We start from the raw sequence: 15,609 nt of genomic DNA on the forward strand, positions 1-15,609 counted from the left end.
CTAAATTCACCCGCTAAAAAATAGGTAAATACATGTCTAGTTCAAGCAGTGCTAACCGTCCGTCATTTAAATGGGAAGATCCACTTTTATTCGATTCTTTATTATCTGAAGAAGAGCGAATGATACGTGATAGTGCCCATCAATATTGCCAAGAAAAACTAATGCCACGTGTATTAGAGGCAAATCGTAATGAAGTATTTGACGTTGAAATTATGCGTGAACTTGGTGAGTTAGGTTTACTTGGCGCAACATTACCTGAGAAATACGGTTGTGCTGGTGTTAACTATGTAACTTATGGTTTAGTTGCGCGCGAAGTAGAGCGTGTTGATAGTGGTTACCGCAGCGCCATGAGTGTACAGTCGTCATTGGTTATGCACCCTATTTATGCTTATGGTAGCGAAGAACAACGTATGAAGTATTTACCTAAGCTTGCCACTGGTGAATATATTGGTTGTTTTGGTTTAACTGAGCCAAACTCAGGTTCAGATCCAGCCAGTTTATCAACTCATGCTACAGAAGTTGATGGCGGCTATCGTATTACGGGTAATAAAATGTGGATCACTAATTCACCTGTAGCAGATATTTTTATTGTTTGGGCAAAACTTGACGGTGTGATCCGTGGCTTTATTCTAGAAAAAGGCATGGAAGGTTTAAGCGCGCCGAAAATTGAAGGTAAATTTTCACTACGTGCCTCTATTACTGGTGAAATTGTAATGGACAACGTTTTCGTACCAAGCGAAAACTTATTGCCAAACGTTAAAGGTTTATCTGGCCCATTTGGTTGTTTAAACAAAGCGCGTTACGGTATTGCTTGGGGCGCGTTAGGAGCGGCAGAGTTTTGTTGGCATGGTGCTCGTCAATATACCCTTGACCGTGAACAATTTGGTCGCCCGTTAGCCGCAACACAATTAGTACAAAAGAAATTAGCGGATATGCAAACGGATATCACCACAGGTTTATTTGCGTGTTTGCAGGTTGGTCGATTAATGGATGCAGACCAATTAGCACCTGAGGCGATTTCACTGATCAAACGTAATTCTTGTGGTAAAGCATTAGAAATTGCTCGCATTGCCCGTGATATGCACGGTGGTAATGGTATTGCGGATGAGTTCCACATTATTCGCCATATGATTAATCTAGAGGCGGTAAATACCTACGAAGGTACGCATGATATTCATGCTTTGATATTGGGCCGAGCTCAAACAGGCTTGCAAGCCTTTTTCTAAAGTTAACAATAAGTAAAGGCGTATTAACACTACGCCTTTTGTTTATGAGCTTAACGGTAATTTTAAATAGCCTAAGCCAGGTTAAATATACAAAATCACAATTTCCACTGGAGATATGATGTCTGATCGTAATCAATTGGTGAAAGAAAACTTTATCAATTTTGTCCGTGCCCAAACTTTACCAGAATCACCAATTACATTAACACCAGCAGATGTTGGTTTAAGTCATACCGATGTTATTGATTTATTCGAAACACAAGTGATGAGTCGTCATTTAGATTTGCAATCACGTGTGATGCAAAAGAAAGGACAAAGCTTTTATACTATTGGTAGTTCAGGGCATGAAGGCAATGCCGCTTACGCAAAAGCATTTCGTCCTACTGATATGGCATTTTTACATTATCGCAGTGGTGCCTTTGTTATCCAACGAGGCAAACAAGTACCTGGACAAACGTCGCTTTACGACATGTTGTTATCGTTCGCGGCTTCAAAAGATGATCCTATTTCCGGTGGACGCCATAAAGTATTGGGTAGCAAGGCTTTGTCTATTCCACCACAGACTAGTACTATCGCTTCACACTTACCGAAAGCTATGGGTGCAGCGTATAGTATTCCGCTTGCCAAACGTTTAGCGCATCAAGGTGAGATACCAGATGATGGCGTCATTATTTGTAATTTTGGTGATGCCTCTTCCAATCATTCAACTACACAAGGTGCAATTAATAGTACGGCATGGGCGGCGTATCAGTCGATTCCTATGCCTATTGTCTTTATTTGTGAAGATAATGGTATCGGCATTTCCACTTCAACACCTGAAGGTTGGATCGCGGCAAATTATAAAAACCGTGAAGGCTTACATTACCTGTATTGTGATGGTTTAAATATTCTAGATACTTATAAAACCGCGAAAGAGGCTGAACGTATTGCCCGCGAAATGCGCAAGCCGGTATTTCTCCATGTGCGAACGGTGCGCTTGCTAGGGCACGCAGGCTCTGATGCCGAGTTTGTTTATCGTGATATGGCTGATATTACCGCCACTGAGTTTCAAGACCCGTTATTGCATACCGCACGTATTATTCTGGAAAATAATATTTTAACCTCAGATGAGCTGATTAATATTTACCAGCAAGTTGAACAACGTATTGCGGTAGTTGCTGAAAATGCTGCTAGCAAAGAAAAGCTAACCTCAGCCAATGCTGTAATGAAAAGTATTGTGCCTGATGTCATTAAAGCACGGAGTTCTGTGACAGTAACGCAAGAACAGCGTGGCGAAATTTTTAAACATGAAAAACATAACCTCAAGAAAAAACAGCACTTAGCTAAATTGATTAACTGGGCATTAATGGACTTAATGGCTGAGTACCCAAACATTGTAATGTGTGGTGAAGATATTGGTAAAAAAGGTGGTGTTTATAATGTGACGGCTAAGCTTTGCGAGCGTTTTGGTAAGAATCGCGTCATTAATACTTTATTAGATGAGCAAACCATTTTAGGCACCGCCATTGGCCTTGCTCATAATAATTTTTTACCTATTCCTGAAATTCAATTTTTAGCTTATGTCCATAATGCTGAAGATCAAATTCGTGGTGAGGCGGCAACGTTGCCGTTTTTCTCTAACGGCCAGTTTACCAATCCTATGGTGATCCGTATTGCTGGCTTAGCCTACCAAAAAGGTTTTGGTGGTCATTTTCATAACGATAATTCTTTTGCCGTTTTCCGTGATATTCCAGGATTAATTATTGCTTGTCCTTCAAATGGTGCAGACGCCGTTGAAATGATGCGCGCCAGTGTGCGTTTAGCGCAAGAGCAACAGCGCATGGTGGTATTTTTAGAGCCGATTGCTTTATACATGACCAAAGATTTGCATCAAGAAGGTGATGGCTTGTGGACTCATGAATATCAACCACCGGCTAGCGATGATCAAGCAGTAAACTTAACTGTTAAAACCCATGGCGAGGGTAAGCAGCTTTGTATTTTAACTTATGGCAATGGTAATTATTTATCACGCCAAGCACAAAAACAATTAGCAGAGCAGGGCATTGAGGCACGAGTTGTTGATTTACGTTGGTTAGCGCCATTAGATGAAAAAGGTATTTTGGCGCAGGTTAATGACTGTGAAAGTGTGCTTATTGTAGATGAATGTCGCCAAACCGGTTCAATCAGTGAAGCATTGGTTACCTTGCTCCACGAGCAAGCTGAAACGCTACCAAAAATTAAACGCGTTACCGCCAGTGATAGTTTTATTCCTTTAGGCGCAGCGGCTTATGAAGTACTACCATCGGTTGAAAATATAGTGACAGCGGCTATGGAGATTTGCCAATGAGTTCATCAGTAGAACAGTCAGTAAAAAAGAAGCAACGAGCCGTTGTAATTTGCCCAGGTCGCGGCACATACAATAAAGAAGAGTTAGGCTACTTACAGCGCTTACACAGTGATAAAACTGAAATAGTATCGCTAATAGATGATTATCGTGACGGTCAGGGGCAGATAAAAGTTTCTGAACTTGATGGCATGGATAACTACAGTATGCGGGTGCACACTGCAGGGGAAAATGCTTCAGCACTAATTTATGCCTGCGCCTTGTCTGATTATCAAGCCATTAATAAAGATGAGTTTGATATTGTTGCTGTTACTGGTAACTCCATGGGTTGGTATATTGCTTTAGCCGTTGCTGGCGCATTAGCGCCACCACAAGCGATTGAGCTAATAAATACTATGGGCTCGATGATGACCAAAGGTGTTATTGGCGGCCAAATGATTTACCCGATCATTAATGATGACTGGCAAATTGACAGTGAAAAAGAACAACAAGTGATGCAGTGGTTGGCACAAGCCAATGAACAAGCTGGCTGTGAAGTGCATATATCGATAAATCTTGGTGGTTATATTGTATTTGGTGGTAATAAGGCGGGATTAAAAGCGCTGGAAACGTTATTGCCAGTTGTACAAGACCGATACCCAATGAATTTATTTAACCATGCTGCTTTTCATACACCATTGTTAACGGATGTATCAAAACAAGCAATGGATAAAATGCCAGCATCGATGTTTAATGCCCCGAAAGTTCCACTTATCGATGGCTTAGGGCAAGTTTGGCAGCCATATAGTTGTGATACTGAAAAGCTATATAATTACACGCTTGATACGCAAGTAGTTGCACCTTACAACTTATCAAAAGCGATTGAAGTGGCAATTAAAGAGTTTGCGCCTGACAAGTTAATTATTTTAGGGCCTGGGGCAACATTAGGTGGCGCTGTTGCACAAAGCCTAATTGCTCATCAATGGCATGGTATGACAAACAAGGCTGATTTTATTGGCTTACAAAAGCAAAATCCTTATATTTTAGCGATGGGGTTAACTGAGCAACGTAAACAGGTTGTTGAATAATTTGGATAAAGCGCTGAGTTGAAAATAAAAAATGGCTGAACTTTTATTATTTTTATACAATAGGCATTAGATATTTCTGTATTGAGCTAAAACATGACAACAAGCCGTAAAAAAAATGAAGCCGAATTAATTGTAGCCTTTAAAGCCTTATTGAAAGAGCAATGTTATGGCTCGCAAAGTCAATTAGCTGATGCACTTGCTGAGCAAGGCTTTAAGAATATGTCGCAGGCAAAAATATCTAGATTATTGTCTAAGCTTGGCGCGGTAAAAATGCGTAATGCTAGCGAACAAGTGGTTTATATTTTACCTGATGAACTTGCGGTGCCTAAATCAAAGCAAGCCATTCAATCTGTGGTGATTAGTGTGAAACACAACAACATGCAGATAATTCTAAAAACCGGTATCGGCGGCGCACCTTTGATTTCTCGAATGCTAGATAGTTTAGGCGAATCAACGGGGATTTTAGGCACACTGGCAGGTGACGATACGATATTCATAGCTCCAACGGATGTTGGCCGTATTGATGAAATTACCAAAGAAATTAGTTTGTTGTTAGGTGTTTCAACACAAAAATAAACTACTTATTGCTAATTTATTTGCAAAGAAAGGGTGAACAGTGAATGTTTACCCTTTTTTATTTATTCGCGAAAATAAAACGAGTTTTACTATAGAAAGGCATGTCTGGTCGAAGGATTGTATTGCTTATGTTTGCTCCAGCGTTTTTATTCGCCATTCTTTGTGGTTCAAAACAAAATGCTGAATGCTTTTGATATCGGCATTGTTCTTTACCTACTTGGCTACCATCAATGTAATTAGCGGTATATAAAATCAAGCAAGGTTGGTCGGTATACATAGTTAAGCGTCTGCCTGAGGTAGGCTCGAATGCCATAGCCGAATAGTTATCGCCATCAATTGCATCTTGATTATTTAACCAGTAGTTGTCATATCCTTTAGCTATTTTAACCTGTTTATCGTCGCCATTAATGTTCTTTCCTAGTAACTCTGGCTGAGTGAAGTCTTGAGCGCTGCCAGTCACCTTTCTAATTTCTCCAGTCGGATAAATACGTTCATCCATAGGTAAAAAGTAATCGGCGTTGAGCTGGACTTGATGCTGATAAATGTCACCCGAATTGTGCCCAGCCAAATTGAAATAGCTATGCTGAGTAAGGTTAACAATAGTGCTTTTGTCTGTGCTGGCAAAATACTCTACGGTAAGTTCATTTTGCTGATTTAAGCTATATATAACTTTAAATTCAACATTACCTGGAAAGCCGTTATCTCCATCTGGACTAGTATGTCGTAAAATTAAACTAACCTTGTCATTGCTACTTTTAGTTTCTGCTTGCCAAAGCTGTTTATTTAACGCTTTGAAGCCGCCATGAAGTTGGTTATCGTTGTTGTTGATGCTGAGTTGATAACTTTCATCATCAATAGTAAGTGAGCCTTGATCTATTCGACCAGCAAAACGGCCAATTATTGCACCTAAATAGTATGGGTCTCGCTCATAATCTTGAACAGTGTCATAACCTAAAACAATATCGGCAGAACGATTATTTTTATCTAAAGTTTGTAGTGAAACGATAATGCCGCCGTAATTACTGATTTTTATTTGCGTACCGTTGTCATTGCTTAAAGTAAAAAGTAGGGTATTTTCACCGTTAGTTAGTTGACCGAATTCGCTTTGGCTAATCATTAGGTTATTTTGAATAGATCTACTGCTCATGTTGTTTTCATCATCAAATATAGAGCTAAGACTATAACAAATGATTTTACTGAAATACCAGCGATTAAAAGAGGTTGGCAATAGGAAAGAATAAGTCACAACGCTGAATAGTTGTGACTTGGTATGCTGAACTTTAATTAATGGCTACGATTAGCAGCAATATGCGCCAGAGAAATAAGTGCTTGTTTGTGCTCTGAATCAGGCAAAGCAGCGATAGCGTTAATGGCTTTGTCTGCTTCTTGCTCTGCCTTTTTCTGAGTATAGACTAATGAACCTGTTTGTTGCATGGCCGCTAGAATCTCATCGAGGTTGTCCATGCCATCGCCATTTTCTATTGCGCTACGAATTAGCGCACTTTGTTGCTCATTGCCGTGTTTCATTGCGTAAAGCAGCGGAAGAGTTGGTTTGCCTTCTGCTAAATCATCACCAACATTTTTCCCCATTTCTTGCGCGTCAGCGGTGTAATCCATAATATCGTCAACTAACTGAAAAGCAGTGCCCAAATGTTTACCATAATTTTGCATCGCTGTTTCAGTTGCTTGATCTTGCTCGGCAATTACCGCAGCTAAACGTGTTGCTGCTTCAAATAATTTTGCTGTTTTGCAGTAAATAACCTGCATATAACTTTCTTCAGTGGTTTCAGGATCATTACAGTTCATTAACTGTAAAACTTCACCTTCAGCAATAATATTGGTGGCGTCGGAAAGAATATCCATTATTTGCAAGTTATTTAGCTCACTCATCATTTGAAATGAACGTGAATACAAAAAGTCGCCGACTAAAACACTGGCGCTATTGCCAAACATGGCATTGGCCGTTTCACGGCCACGGCGCATATTAGATTCATCAACTACATCGTCGTGCAATAGGGTAGAGGTATGAATGAACTCAATAATAGCGGCGAGTTGTAAATGCTCACTTCCTTGATACCCCATAGCTCGAGCAGCTAGTACGGTTAGTAGTGGGCGCATGCGTTTGCCACCGCCATTGACTATATATATGCCTAGTTGGTTAATTAAGGCGACATCAGAATGAAGCTTAGAAAAGATAAGGTCGTTGACCGCTGTCATGTCTTGTTGCGTCAAAGATTGAATGTTTTTGATGTTCATAAAGCGTAACGAGCTACCTTTCATGTTATAATGCACAATATATTCAGGGCTAATTTTACACGAAATTCATAGCGATAGAAGTTTTCTAAGCGATAAGTTTTTTGTTAAATAAAAATTATAATAAATCATTACTTTTCTACTTGCCCTCGCCGATATCTTCGCGTAGAATTCGCGCCCTATAATTTTAAATTTAAGCGTCACATACATAGATGATGGCGCAGTACGGAGTAGCTATGTACGCGGTATTCCAAAGCGGTGGTAAACAGCATCGTGTAACTGAAGGCCAAACAGTTCGTTTAGAAAAAATTGAACTTGAAGTTGGTGCAGCAGTAGAATTCGAAAACGTTTTAATGATCGCCGATGGCGAGAACATCAATGTAGGTGCACCTTACATTGCTGGTGGTAAAGTTGTGGCAGAGGTTGTTAACCAAGGTCGCGCTGACAAAGTTAAAATTGTTAAATTTAAACGTCGTAAGCATTCACGCAAGCAAGCGGGCCATCGTCAATGGTTCACTGAAGTGAAAATTACTGGCATTAACGGCTAATTAGGAGCGATTTACAATGGCACATAAGAAAGCTGCAGGTAGTACACGTAACGGTCGTGATTCAGAAGCTAAACGCCTAGGTGTTAAGCGTTTTGGTGGCGAAACAGTTTTAGCAGGTAACATTATTGTTCGTCAACGTGGTACTAAGTTCCACGCTGGTAACAACATGGGTATCGGTAAAGACCACACTTTATTTGCTTTATCTGACGGTAAAGTACAATTTGAAGTAAAAGGTCCTAAAAACCGCAAGTTTGTAAGCATTATCGCTGAGTAGTAATACGCAAACTTATAAAACCCTGCTGTTACGCAGGGTTTTTTTTTGCAATTAATTTAATTTTCCGTCTGACAAAAATAGTGATGGCATATGTTATTGCTACTTATTGTATAAAAAGTGACATAGTTCAAAGCTAATTGACTAAAATCATTTATAATAGATGGCAGAAAATAACGATTTGGAGTGTTTTAAAACACCATGAAATTCGTAGATGAAGTAGAAATTCGCGTCGAAGCCGGCGACGGTGGTAATGGTTGCGTAAGCTTCCGTAAAGAAAAGTATATTGAGTTCGGTGGTCCAAATGGCGGTGACGGCGGTGACGGCGGCGATGTTTATTTAGTTGCCGATGAAAGTTGGAATACGCTTATCGACTATCGCTTTGAACGCTTTCATCGCGCAAAACGTGGTGAAAACGGTAAGAGCCGTGACTGTACCGGTAAAAGCTCTGATGATTTATTGTTAAAAGTACCTGTTGGTACACGTGCTATTGATGTTGATACGGGTGAGCAGTTAGGCGACTTAACGCAGCATGAACAAAAGTTACTTGTTGCAAAAGGTGGTTGGCATGGTTTAGGGAATACGCGCTTTAAAAGTAGTACTAACAGGGCTCCTCGTCAGAAAACTGATGGCACACCGGGCGAAATTCGTAACCTGAAACTTGAGTTATTATTGCTTGCTGATGTTGGTCTGTTAGGTTTGCCAAATGCTGGTAAATCAACACTTATTCGTAGTGTTTCCGCAGCGAAACCAAAAGTTGCAGATTACCCATTTACCACCTTAGTACCTAATTTAGGTGTGGTGCGTTTAGATGCGCAACGCAGCTTCGTTATTGCTGATATTCCAGGATTGATTGAAGGTGCCGCTGATGGTGCCGGTTTAGGTACACAGTTTCTTAAGCATTTAGAGCGTTGTCGTATTCTTTTACATGTTGTTGACGTGATGCCTATTGATGGCTCTGATCCGCTTGAGAACGCACAAACGATTATTAGTGAGTTAGAAACACATTCTGCAGAGTTAGCTGATAAACCACGTTGGTTAGTATTTAACAAACTAGATTTGATGCTAGAAGAAGAAGCCAAAGAAGTCACAGATCGTATTATTGAAGGACTTGGCTGGGAAGGTGAAGTTCGCAGCATATCTGCCTTTAATAAAATGGGTACTGATGATCTTTGCCAAGGGGTGATGAACTTTATTGAATCACTTCCTGTTGAGGAAGAAGAAACGCCTGTTGATGGTAAAACCGTTGAATTTAAATGGGATACTTATCATGAAGATGCCATGGCTGACCTAGAAGATGACCTTGACGATGAAGATTGGGATGAAGACGATTATGACGTTGAAGTGGAATACAAACGCTAATCATCTCAGTTTCTAAATCAGTTAACGATATAAGGTGCATTTGCTGACTAGCAATTGCACCTTTTTTGTTGTTTAGAATAACGTATAATCCCTTTTAAATTTACCGAGTTAATAACAATATACTTATGACAATACTTTCCATGATAGTGGCACATGCAGACAATCGCGTTATTGGCAAAGATAACGACATGCCATGGCATTTACCCGCAGATTTAGCCTACTTTAAAAAAACAACATTAGGTAAACCTATTATTATGGGGCGGAAAACTTATGAGTCGATTGGTCGTCCGTTGCCGGGTCGTAAAAATATTGTTATTTCGCGTGATGGCAGTTATCAGGCTGAAGGGGTTGACGTTGTTGGCTCTGTTGATGCTGCATTAGCACTAGTGAACGATGTTGAAGAAGTGATGGTGATTGGTGGTGGAGCAATATATAAACATTGTTTACCAGCTGCGAACCGACTTTATATAACGCATATTGATGCTGACATAAAAGGCGACACTTATTTTCCACAGTATGACCTTAAAGAGTGGCAATTAATCGCAAGCGAGCTACGAGAGTCTGATGAAAAGAACGCCTATAAGCTTAACTTTTGTGTTTACCAAAGACAGTCATAATATTTGTTAAAGGCGTCTTTTTAATGAAATAGTGAGCCTAGCTTGGGGTACTAACAGTTTCTCTGTCTATAATTAGCTGAGACGATATTTATCGAGGCTTAATTAATGGATATATTTGATAATATTGTGGTCTTGGTTGGCTGCGCACTAATTGTAATTGGTTTAGTGCTCTTTATTATTGGTAAAAAGGAAAGTGCCAATAGTAATCATGTTGAAGGCTTTGGTATTAAGTTAAATGTTAGTAACCCTTCAATAATTTTGATTGTGTTAGGGGTTGGGTTATTACTGGTGCCTCGATTACTACCAAACCCTAAATTACAGCAGAGCAGCCAAGCTTCGAATCAAAAAACGATTAATCGCCAAGGTAGTGTCGAGATAGCTCAACAAGTACAAGAAAAACAACAGCCAGCTCAAAAACCTACAATTCAGGCGCAAGTTCAAAGCCAGCAGCAAGATAACACTATTGAAACTGCCGCAGAAAAATTAGTTCAACAGCAAGCTGAGCTAAATATTAGCACACCTACTACTAAGATATATTTTCCTAGCGGCCGTTGGCAATTAACTGGATATCAGGAAAATGGCATAGATTTATCGACAAATGTTGGTGCTTCGTTAGTGTTTAGCAAAAAGTCTAATGTGCTTTATTTTTGGAGTTCGGAATTTGATTTTGTAGATAGCTTGGGCAACCTAATTCGATATCAATACCAAGGCACAACCTTTTTTGATAGCGGCTCCTATTATATTTCATTTCTTAGTAGCAATGATCCTGGTTTTGTAGGGCAGGATAAGGTGCCATTGGAGCTGAAGCTAGAAAATGGTGGGCAGTTGCATATGAGATATTTTTTTAACAATAGTGACATTTTGTTGCATTGGCAGAAAATTTTTTAAATAGCCTTAAGGCATTAATAAGATTATTTTTTCAAGAGGCTGATACTACGGCATTAGTTAGGTTTTTTAGTTGTGATTAGGCATAAATCTGTTTGCTGTTATTCCCATTGTGTGGTCGAAAAACATTTGACGACTTCATATCAATAAAAAAACCGAACAGAATTAACGGTTCGGTTTTATCTAACTTTCTGTTTAAAGAGCTGAGCGTATATTTGCTGCTCTTTATGTTTCAGGGAAAATTTATAATTTAAATTCTTGCACTGATTGTTGCAGCTCTTCAGCTAGTCGAGCAACTTCACTGCTTGATTCTGCTGTTTGTTGCGAGCCAGCCGTTGTTTGCTCAGCTATAGCAACAATCGACTCTAAGTTCTCACTAATTTCATGCGCAACAACACTTTGTTCTTCGGCTGCTGTAGCAATTTGTGAACTGCGATCAAAGGCTTCATGTACTGCATGAGTAATGGTATCTAGAGCTTGTTCAGCTTGAACACTTTGATCGACACAATTAGTTGCCTGTTTCTTACCCGTTTCCATAACAGATACGGCTTTTTCAGCGCCACCTTGAAGAACTTCAATCATATTTTGAATTTCTTGCGTTGACTCTTGTGTTCTGCTTGCTAGCGTTCTAACTTCATCGGCAACAACAGCAAAACCTCGACCCTGCTCACCAGCGCGTGCAGCTTCAATGGCAGCGTTTAGCGCGAGTAAGTTGGTTTGTTCTGCAATACCACGAATAACATCAAGAATACCACCAATGGATGCACTGTCTTGTTGTAGTTTGTTGATTACTTGTGAGGCAGATTCAACTTCGTTGGCTAATAGCTCAATGGTTTCACGATTGCGTCCTGAAATTACTTTAACACGTTCAGCTTCGTCATCTGCTTGCTTAATTTCACCTAATGCGTCGTTAGCACTTGATAATACACTTTGTGAGGTACTGCTCATTTCAGTAGTAGCTGACGCTGCTTGTTCTACTTGTGTGCGCTGTTCTTCAATGGCTGTAGTACTTTGTGCTGTAACCGCAGAGGTTTGCTCTGCCGCAGTCGCTAGCTGAGTAGAACGACTGACAATACTTTGAATAAGGCTTCTTAGGCTATCGATAAGCAAATTACAGTTACGTGATAGTTGCGCAAATTCATCGTTGCCACTTTCATCGAGCTTACGTGATAAGTCACCAGAAGCAACTACGTTAAGCATTTCGTTAACTCGACCTAATGGGCGGGTAATGCTGGTTAATGTAACCCAAGCAATGGCTATAGCTAATGCAATAGAAATTAAGGTAATAACAACCGTATTACGTGTACCGTCTGATACTGAGTCTTCAACAAGTATCCCGGTTTCTATGGTATTTTTGTTTGCTAAGTCAACCTGAGTTGCCAAAATAGCATTGCTTTTACTAATACCTTCCTCTGAAGCTTTTAAACTATTGGTAGCTGAAGCCATGGCGTTAAGCTGGCTATCTTTATTATCAAATATTTTCTCGCTACCTGTGATGTAATTTTTTAATTCAGAGAAGCTAGCGCCAAGTTCTTCAGCTACGCTTGGTGCTCCTTGCTGGTTTAACTCGCTAATTACGTCATCAACTGAGTTAGTAATATCGGTAAATGAGTTTTTAATTTCATTAGCAACGAGTGCCGCAGATTGTTGGTCGATAATTTCGCGGTATTCAAAGGCAGAGCTAACCATGCTGTTAAGTAGGGTTTCTAGGTGCTCAGCTAAGCTTACAGCACGCTGTAACTTTGTATCGGCTAAATCATGATCAGCTAGGTCTAACAGCACAGTGGCGGTATCATCCGCTTTCTCTTCAATCAGGTCTACTTTTTCCACCAAAGTTGCATATTGCTCTATGGCGAGTTTTCGGTTGTTTAGTACACTGTCAATTTCGCCTTCTAAATTATCATAAACCGCGTCAACTTTACGTAAGTTTGTGATCAGGCTAGTTTCATCCTTGACGATATTTTTTAGCTTTTTCAGTTGTGTTCTAAAGTCTGCTTTATCGGCATCAAATGAAGCTCTATTATTGGCCAATGGAGCTAGTTCGGTTTGATAGTATGCACGTAAGGTTAAATTACCTATATTGGTTAAATCGTTTGCAAGTTTATTGCTGCCCTTTAATGTAGGTATAGCAAGTTCATTTTGCTGCTTTGTGGCATCACCAATAGTGTTTAAACTACTCCATGATATTATGCTGGTTAAAAAAAGTAATAGGGAAATAATGGTGAAGCCACCGATTATTTTCATTGCTACTGTTAATTTCATAGATCCCACCAATATATAAATTTCATTATTTTTCCGGTTGATAAAGTAATAAAAACTTAATTCTATCACCAAAACAAACCTGCAATTTTTATTAGACTACTTAGGAATACATACAAGTCTTAACGCTAGTATAACAAGCTATCTAACTTTTTAAACCAAAGAGCACTGTTTACTTTAGCTTTTGTGCGCCTGTTCCGTAAATATTTTCTTATCATGCCACCTAAGAATAGATAAATGGTGCCCCCAAACACAGCCGGTATCAAGGGCGTGGATATTTTTAGGTGAACAATTTCCCATTAATGCAGCCCAATGGCCAAATATCCATTGTGTGCTTGAACTTAGGTGTGAAAAGTCAAACCAAGGCATTAGGTTGCTTGGTGCCTTCTCAAGACCTTCTTTGCAATCAAAATCTAAACTGCCGTCATTAAAGCAATAACGCATGCGTGTTAAGGTATTAATAGTAAATCTGAATTTTTCTATATCTGTATTGGCTTTGCTCCAGCTATTTGGTTGAGCGCCATACATTTGTTTTAACCAAAATTTGAATTCAGCTGATATTAGCTTTTCATGGGCACTTGTTGCTTGCTCTATGGCAATTACTGGGTTCCATTGTGGTGAAAGCCCAGCATGGGACATATATGTATTTTCGTTTGGTAGCTGTTGAATTAACGGTTGTTTTCTTAGCCAATGCATTAGTTCTTCGATATCTGGAGCAGAGAGAAGCATCGCCAGCCGATCTTGCTTTTTAACTTTCTTCAAGCCATGAAATACTGAAAGCAAATGTAAATCATGATTGCCTAAAACAATTTTCGCACTATTTTTTAGGGATTTTATGAAACGTAACGTAGTTAATGAGTCAGGGCCGCGGGCTACAAGATCACCAGCAACATACAATTGGTCGGTACTTACTGAAAAAGCAATTTTCTCAAGTAGTGCATCTAGTTCGCTATAACAACCTTGAATATCTCCAACAAAATAAATGGCCATAAAACTCCATTAATTTAATATATTTGGTTTCGCTAAACGAAATATTGGAATATCAACTTGAATGAGTTCACCATTGTTCCGCTGCATTTGGTAATGCCCTTGCATGTTGCCAAGTGGTGATTTTAATATGCAACCGCTGGTGTATGTAAAGCTTTGGTCAGCTTCAATAAAAGGTTGTTGGCCAATTACTCCTTCGCCAGAAACTGTATTGTTTTCACCGTTGGAATCAGTAATTTGCCAGTATCTATTGATTAACTGAACTGTTTCTTCACTTTCATTGCTAATTGTAATGGTATAACTAAAAACGAATTGCTGTTCATTCTCCAGCGATTGCTGGGCAATATAATCACTTGTAACTGATACTCGTATATTGTTGGAAATGAGAACGTTTTGTTTAGTCATTGCTGTCCGTGATCGGGTTATCTGTTATAAAATTAGCTAGCTTAATAAAGTCATCTAAATGCAAATTTTCTGGGCGCAAGCTAGGGTTTACACCTAGTTCTTGTAGTTGCTCTGCCGATATTAGCTTTTTAAAACTGTTTCGAATTGTTTTACGGCGCTGGTTAAATGCCGATAAACATACTTGATTGAGCGCTTTTAGATCTTTAACAGGGTTTTTAATCACTTTGTGCGGTACCAGGCGAACAATTGCTGAATCGACCTTCGGTGCTGGCTTAAATGCTTCTGGGCCAATTTCCATTACCGGAATAACCTGACATTGATATTGGGTCATAATAGATAAACGACCATATGATTTGCAATCAGGGCCTGATGCCATTCGCTCAACGACTTCTTTTTGTAGCATAAAGTGCATATCTTTCACTTTGTCTTTAAAAGTTAACAAATGAAAGATTAGCGGTGTGGAAATGTTATAGGGTAAATTACCAAAAATACGTAATGGTTTGTCTGCACATGCGAGTTTAGCGAAATCAAACTTTAAGGCATCTTCTTCGTAAATGGTTAATTTAGGTGCTAAAAAAGGGTGATGACGTAATCTGTGTGCTAAATCTCTATCAAGCTCTACAACACTTAGTGCGCCAGCACGCTCAATGACTGGCTCCGTTAGGGCACCTAAACCAGGGCCTATTTCAATTAAATTTTCATTTGGCTCAGGATTAATTGCATCGACTATGTCGCTTATAATGGCATCGTTATGTAGAAAGTTTTGACCGAAACGTTTTTTTGCCTGATGGCCTAAATGGGAGTTTTTACTCATAATTTTGTATTGCTCAAAT

15 protein-coding genes are annotated in these 15,609 nt (G+C 39.5%); 9 read left to right on the forward strand and 6 right to left on the reverse strand.

Annotation, left to right across the window (positions count from 1 at the left end; genetic code table 11):
* The first annotated feature begins 32 nt into the window (after positions 1–32).
* The 4 genes from AC27HL_RS07210 (at position 33) to argR (ending at position 5,189) form a co-directional block, all read left to right on the forward strand.
* A complete protein-coding gene (locus AC27HL_RS07210; RefSeq protein WP_487080188.1) occupies positions 33–1,226 on the forward strand; it encodes an acyl-CoA dehydrogenase in 1,194 nt (397 codons plus the stop codon).
* 118 nt (positions 1,227–1,344) lie between these two features.
* A complete protein-coding gene (locus AC27HL_RS07215; protein WP_487080190.1) occupies positions 1,345–3,549 on the forward strand; it encodes a dehydrogenase E1 component subunit alpha/beta in 2,205 nt (734 codons plus the stop codon).
* Positions 3,546–4,613, forward strand: a complete 1,068-nt coding sequence (locus AC27HL_RS07220; RefSeq protein ID WP_487080191.1) for an ACP S-malonyltransferase — start codon at positions 3,546–3,548, stop codon at positions 4,611–4,613. Before AC27HL_RS07215 ends, AC27HL_RS07220 begins: the two co-directional genes overlap by 4 nt.
* Positions 4,614–4,706: 93 nt before the next feature.
* Positions 4,707–5,189, forward strand: coding sequence for a transcriptional regulator ArgR (gene argR, locus AC27HL_RS07225; RefSeq protein WP_487080193.1), 483 nt, complete (start codon positions 4,707–4,709; stop codon positions 5,187–5,189).
* Positions 5,190–5,247: 58 nt separating this feature from the next.
* On the opposite strand, the gene AC27HL_RS07230 is transcribed toward argR, so the two are convergent.
* A complete protein-coding gene (locus tag AC27HL_RS07230) occupies positions 5,248–6,336 on the reverse strand; it encodes an aldose epimerase family protein (RefSeq protein WP_487080195.1) in 1,089 nt (362 codons plus the stop codon).
* 137 nt (positions 6,337–6,473) lie between these two features.
* Positions 6,474–7,445, reverse strand: coding sequence for an octaprenyl diphosphate synthase (gene ispB / locus AC27HL_RS07235; RefSeq protein ID WP_487080748.1), 972 nt, complete (start codon positions 7,443–7,445; stop codon positions 6,474–6,476).
* Positions 7,446–7,678: 233 nt separating this feature from the next.
* Here ispB and rplU point away from each other — a divergent pair, with 233 nt between their 5' ends.
* The 5 genes from rplU to AC27HL_RS07260 all read left to right on the forward strand — a co-directional run bounded on the left by rplU (position 7,679) and on the right by AC27HL_RS07260 (position 11,128).
* A complete protein-coding gene (gene rplU, locus AC27HL_RS07240; protein WP_487080196.1) occupies positions 7,679–7,990 on the forward strand; it encodes a 50S ribosomal protein L21 in 312 nt (103 codons plus the stop codon).
* 16 nt (positions 7,991–8,006) lie between these two features.
* Positions 8,007–8,264: a 50S ribosomal protein L27 gene (gene rpmA, locus AC27HL_RS07245; protein ID WP_487080197.1), complete on the forward strand. Its 258-nt coding sequence runs from the start codon at positions 8,007–8,009 to the stop codon at positions 8,262–8,264.
* A 198-nt stretch (positions 8,265–8,462) separates the two neighbouring features.
* The gene (cgtA, locus tag AC27HL_RS07250; RefSeq protein ID WP_487080199.1) at positions 8,463–9,623 is read left to right on the forward strand and encodes an Obg family GTPase CgtA; all 1,161 of its coding nucleotides are present in this window, start codon (positions 8,463–8,465) and stop codon (positions 9,621–9,623) included.
* Positions 9,624–9,748: 125 nt separating this feature from the next.
* Positions 9,749–10,240 carry a type 3 dihydrofolate reductase gene (folA, locus tag AC27HL_RS07255; protein WP_487080201.1) on the forward strand — a complete coding sequence of 164 codons (492 nt, stop codon included), beginning with the start codon at positions 9,749–9,751 and terminating at the stop codon, positions 10,238–10,240.
* A 105-nt stretch (positions 10,241–10,345) separates the two neighbouring features.
* The gene (locus AC27HL_RS07260; RefSeq protein ID WP_487080203.1) at positions 10,346–11,128 is read left to right on the forward strand and encodes a hypothetical protein; all 783 of its coding nucleotides are present in this window, start codon (positions 10,346–10,348) and stop codon (positions 11,126–11,128) included.
* A 240-nt stretch (positions 11,129–11,368) separates the two neighbouring features.
* On the opposite strand, the gene AC27HL_RS07265 is transcribed toward AC27HL_RS07260, so the two are convergent.
* The 4 genes from AC27HL_RS07265 to rsmA form a co-directional block, all read right to left on the reverse strand.
* A complete protein-coding gene (locus AC27HL_RS07265; RefSeq protein WP_487080205.1) occupies positions 11,369–13,387 on the reverse strand; it encodes a methyl-accepting chemotaxis protein in 2,019 nt (672 codons plus the stop codon).
* Positions 13,388–13,561: 174 nt separating this feature from the next.
* Positions 13,562–14,374 carry a symmetrical bis(5'-nucleosyl)-tetraphosphatase gene (locus AC27HL_RS07270; protein WP_487080207.1) on the reverse strand — a complete coding sequence of 271 codons (813 nt, stop codon included), beginning with the start codon at positions 14,372–14,374 and terminating at the stop codon, positions 13,562–13,564.
* Between the two features lie 9 nt (positions 14,375–14,383).
* A complete protein-coding gene (gene apaG, locus AC27HL_RS07275) occupies positions 14,384–14,776 on the reverse strand; it encodes a Co2+/Mg2+ efflux protein ApaG (RefSeq protein ID WP_487080209.1) in 393 nt (130 codons plus the stop codon).
* Positions 14,769–15,590, reverse strand: a complete 822-nt coding sequence (rsmA, locus tag AC27HL_RS07280) for a 16S rRNA (adenine(1518)-N(6)/adenine(1519)-N(6))-dimethyltransferase RsmA (RefSeq protein ID WP_487080211.1) — start codon at positions 15,588–15,590, stop codon at positions 14,769–14,771. Before rsmA ends, apaG begins: the two co-directional genes overlap by 8 nt.
* Positions 15,591–15,609: the final 19 nt, after the last annotated feature.

Source organism: Colwellia aquaemaris, assembly GCF_057548755.1.

Excerpts from the sequence above, each read along its gene's own strand:
- AC27HL_RS07210 (WP_487080188.1), top strand. The coding sequence starts at position 33 with ATGTCTAGTTCAAGCAGTGCTAACCGTCCGTCATTTAAATGGGAAGAT.
- AC27HL_RS07215 (WP_487080190.1), top strand. The coding sequence starts at position 1,345 with ATGTCTGATCGTAATCAATTGGTGAAAGAAAACTTTATCAATTTTGTC.
- AC27HL_RS07220 (WP_487080191.1), top strand. The coding sequence starts at position 3,546 with ATGAGTTCATCAGTAGAACAGTCAGTAAAAAAGAAGCAACGAGCCGTT.
- argR (WP_487080193.1), top strand. The coding sequence starts at position 4,707 with ATGACAACAAGCCGTAAAAAAAATGAAGCCGAATTAATTGTAGCCTTT.
- AC27HL_RS07230 (WP_487080195.1), bottom strand. The coding sequence starts at position 6,336 with ATGAGCAGTAGATCTATTCAAAATAACCTAATGATTAGCCAAAGCGAA.
- ispB (WP_487080748.1), bottom strand. The coding sequence starts at position 7,445 with ATGAACATCAAAAACATTCAATCTTTGACGCAACAAGACATGACAGCG.
- rplU (WP_487080196.1), top strand. The coding sequence starts at position 7,679 with ATGTACGCGGTATTCCAAAGCGGTGGTAAACAGCATCGTGTAACTGAA.
- rpmA (WP_487080197.1), top strand. The coding sequence starts at position 8,007 with ATGGCACATAAGAAAGCTGCAGGTAGTACACGTAACGGTCGTGATTCA.
- cgtA (WP_487080199.1), top strand. The coding sequence starts at position 8,463 with ATGAAATTCGTAGATGAAGTAGAAATTCGCGTCGAAGCCGGCGACGGT.
- folA (WP_487080201.1), top strand. The coding sequence starts at position 9,749 with ATGACAATACTTTCCATGATAGTGGCACATGCAGACAATCGCGTTATT.
- AC27HL_RS07260 (WP_487080203.1), top strand. The coding sequence starts at position 10,346 with ATGGATATATTTGATAATATTGTGGTCTTGGTTGGCTGCGCACTAATT.
- AC27HL_RS07265 (WP_487080205.1), bottom strand. The coding sequence starts at position 13,387 with ATGAAATTAACAGTAGCAATGAAAATAATCGGTGGCTTCACCATTATT.
- AC27HL_RS07270 (WP_487080207.1), bottom strand. The coding sequence starts at position 14,374 with ATGGCCATTTATTTTGTTGGAGATATTCAAGGTTGTTATAGCGAACTA.
- apaG (WP_487080209.1), bottom strand. The coding sequence starts at position 14,776 with ATGACTAAACAAAACGTTCTCATTTCCAACAATATACGAGTATCAGTT.
- rsmA (WP_487080211.1), bottom strand. The coding sequence starts at position 15,590 with ATGAGTAAAAACTCCCATTTAGGCCATCAGGCAAAAAAACGTTTCGGT.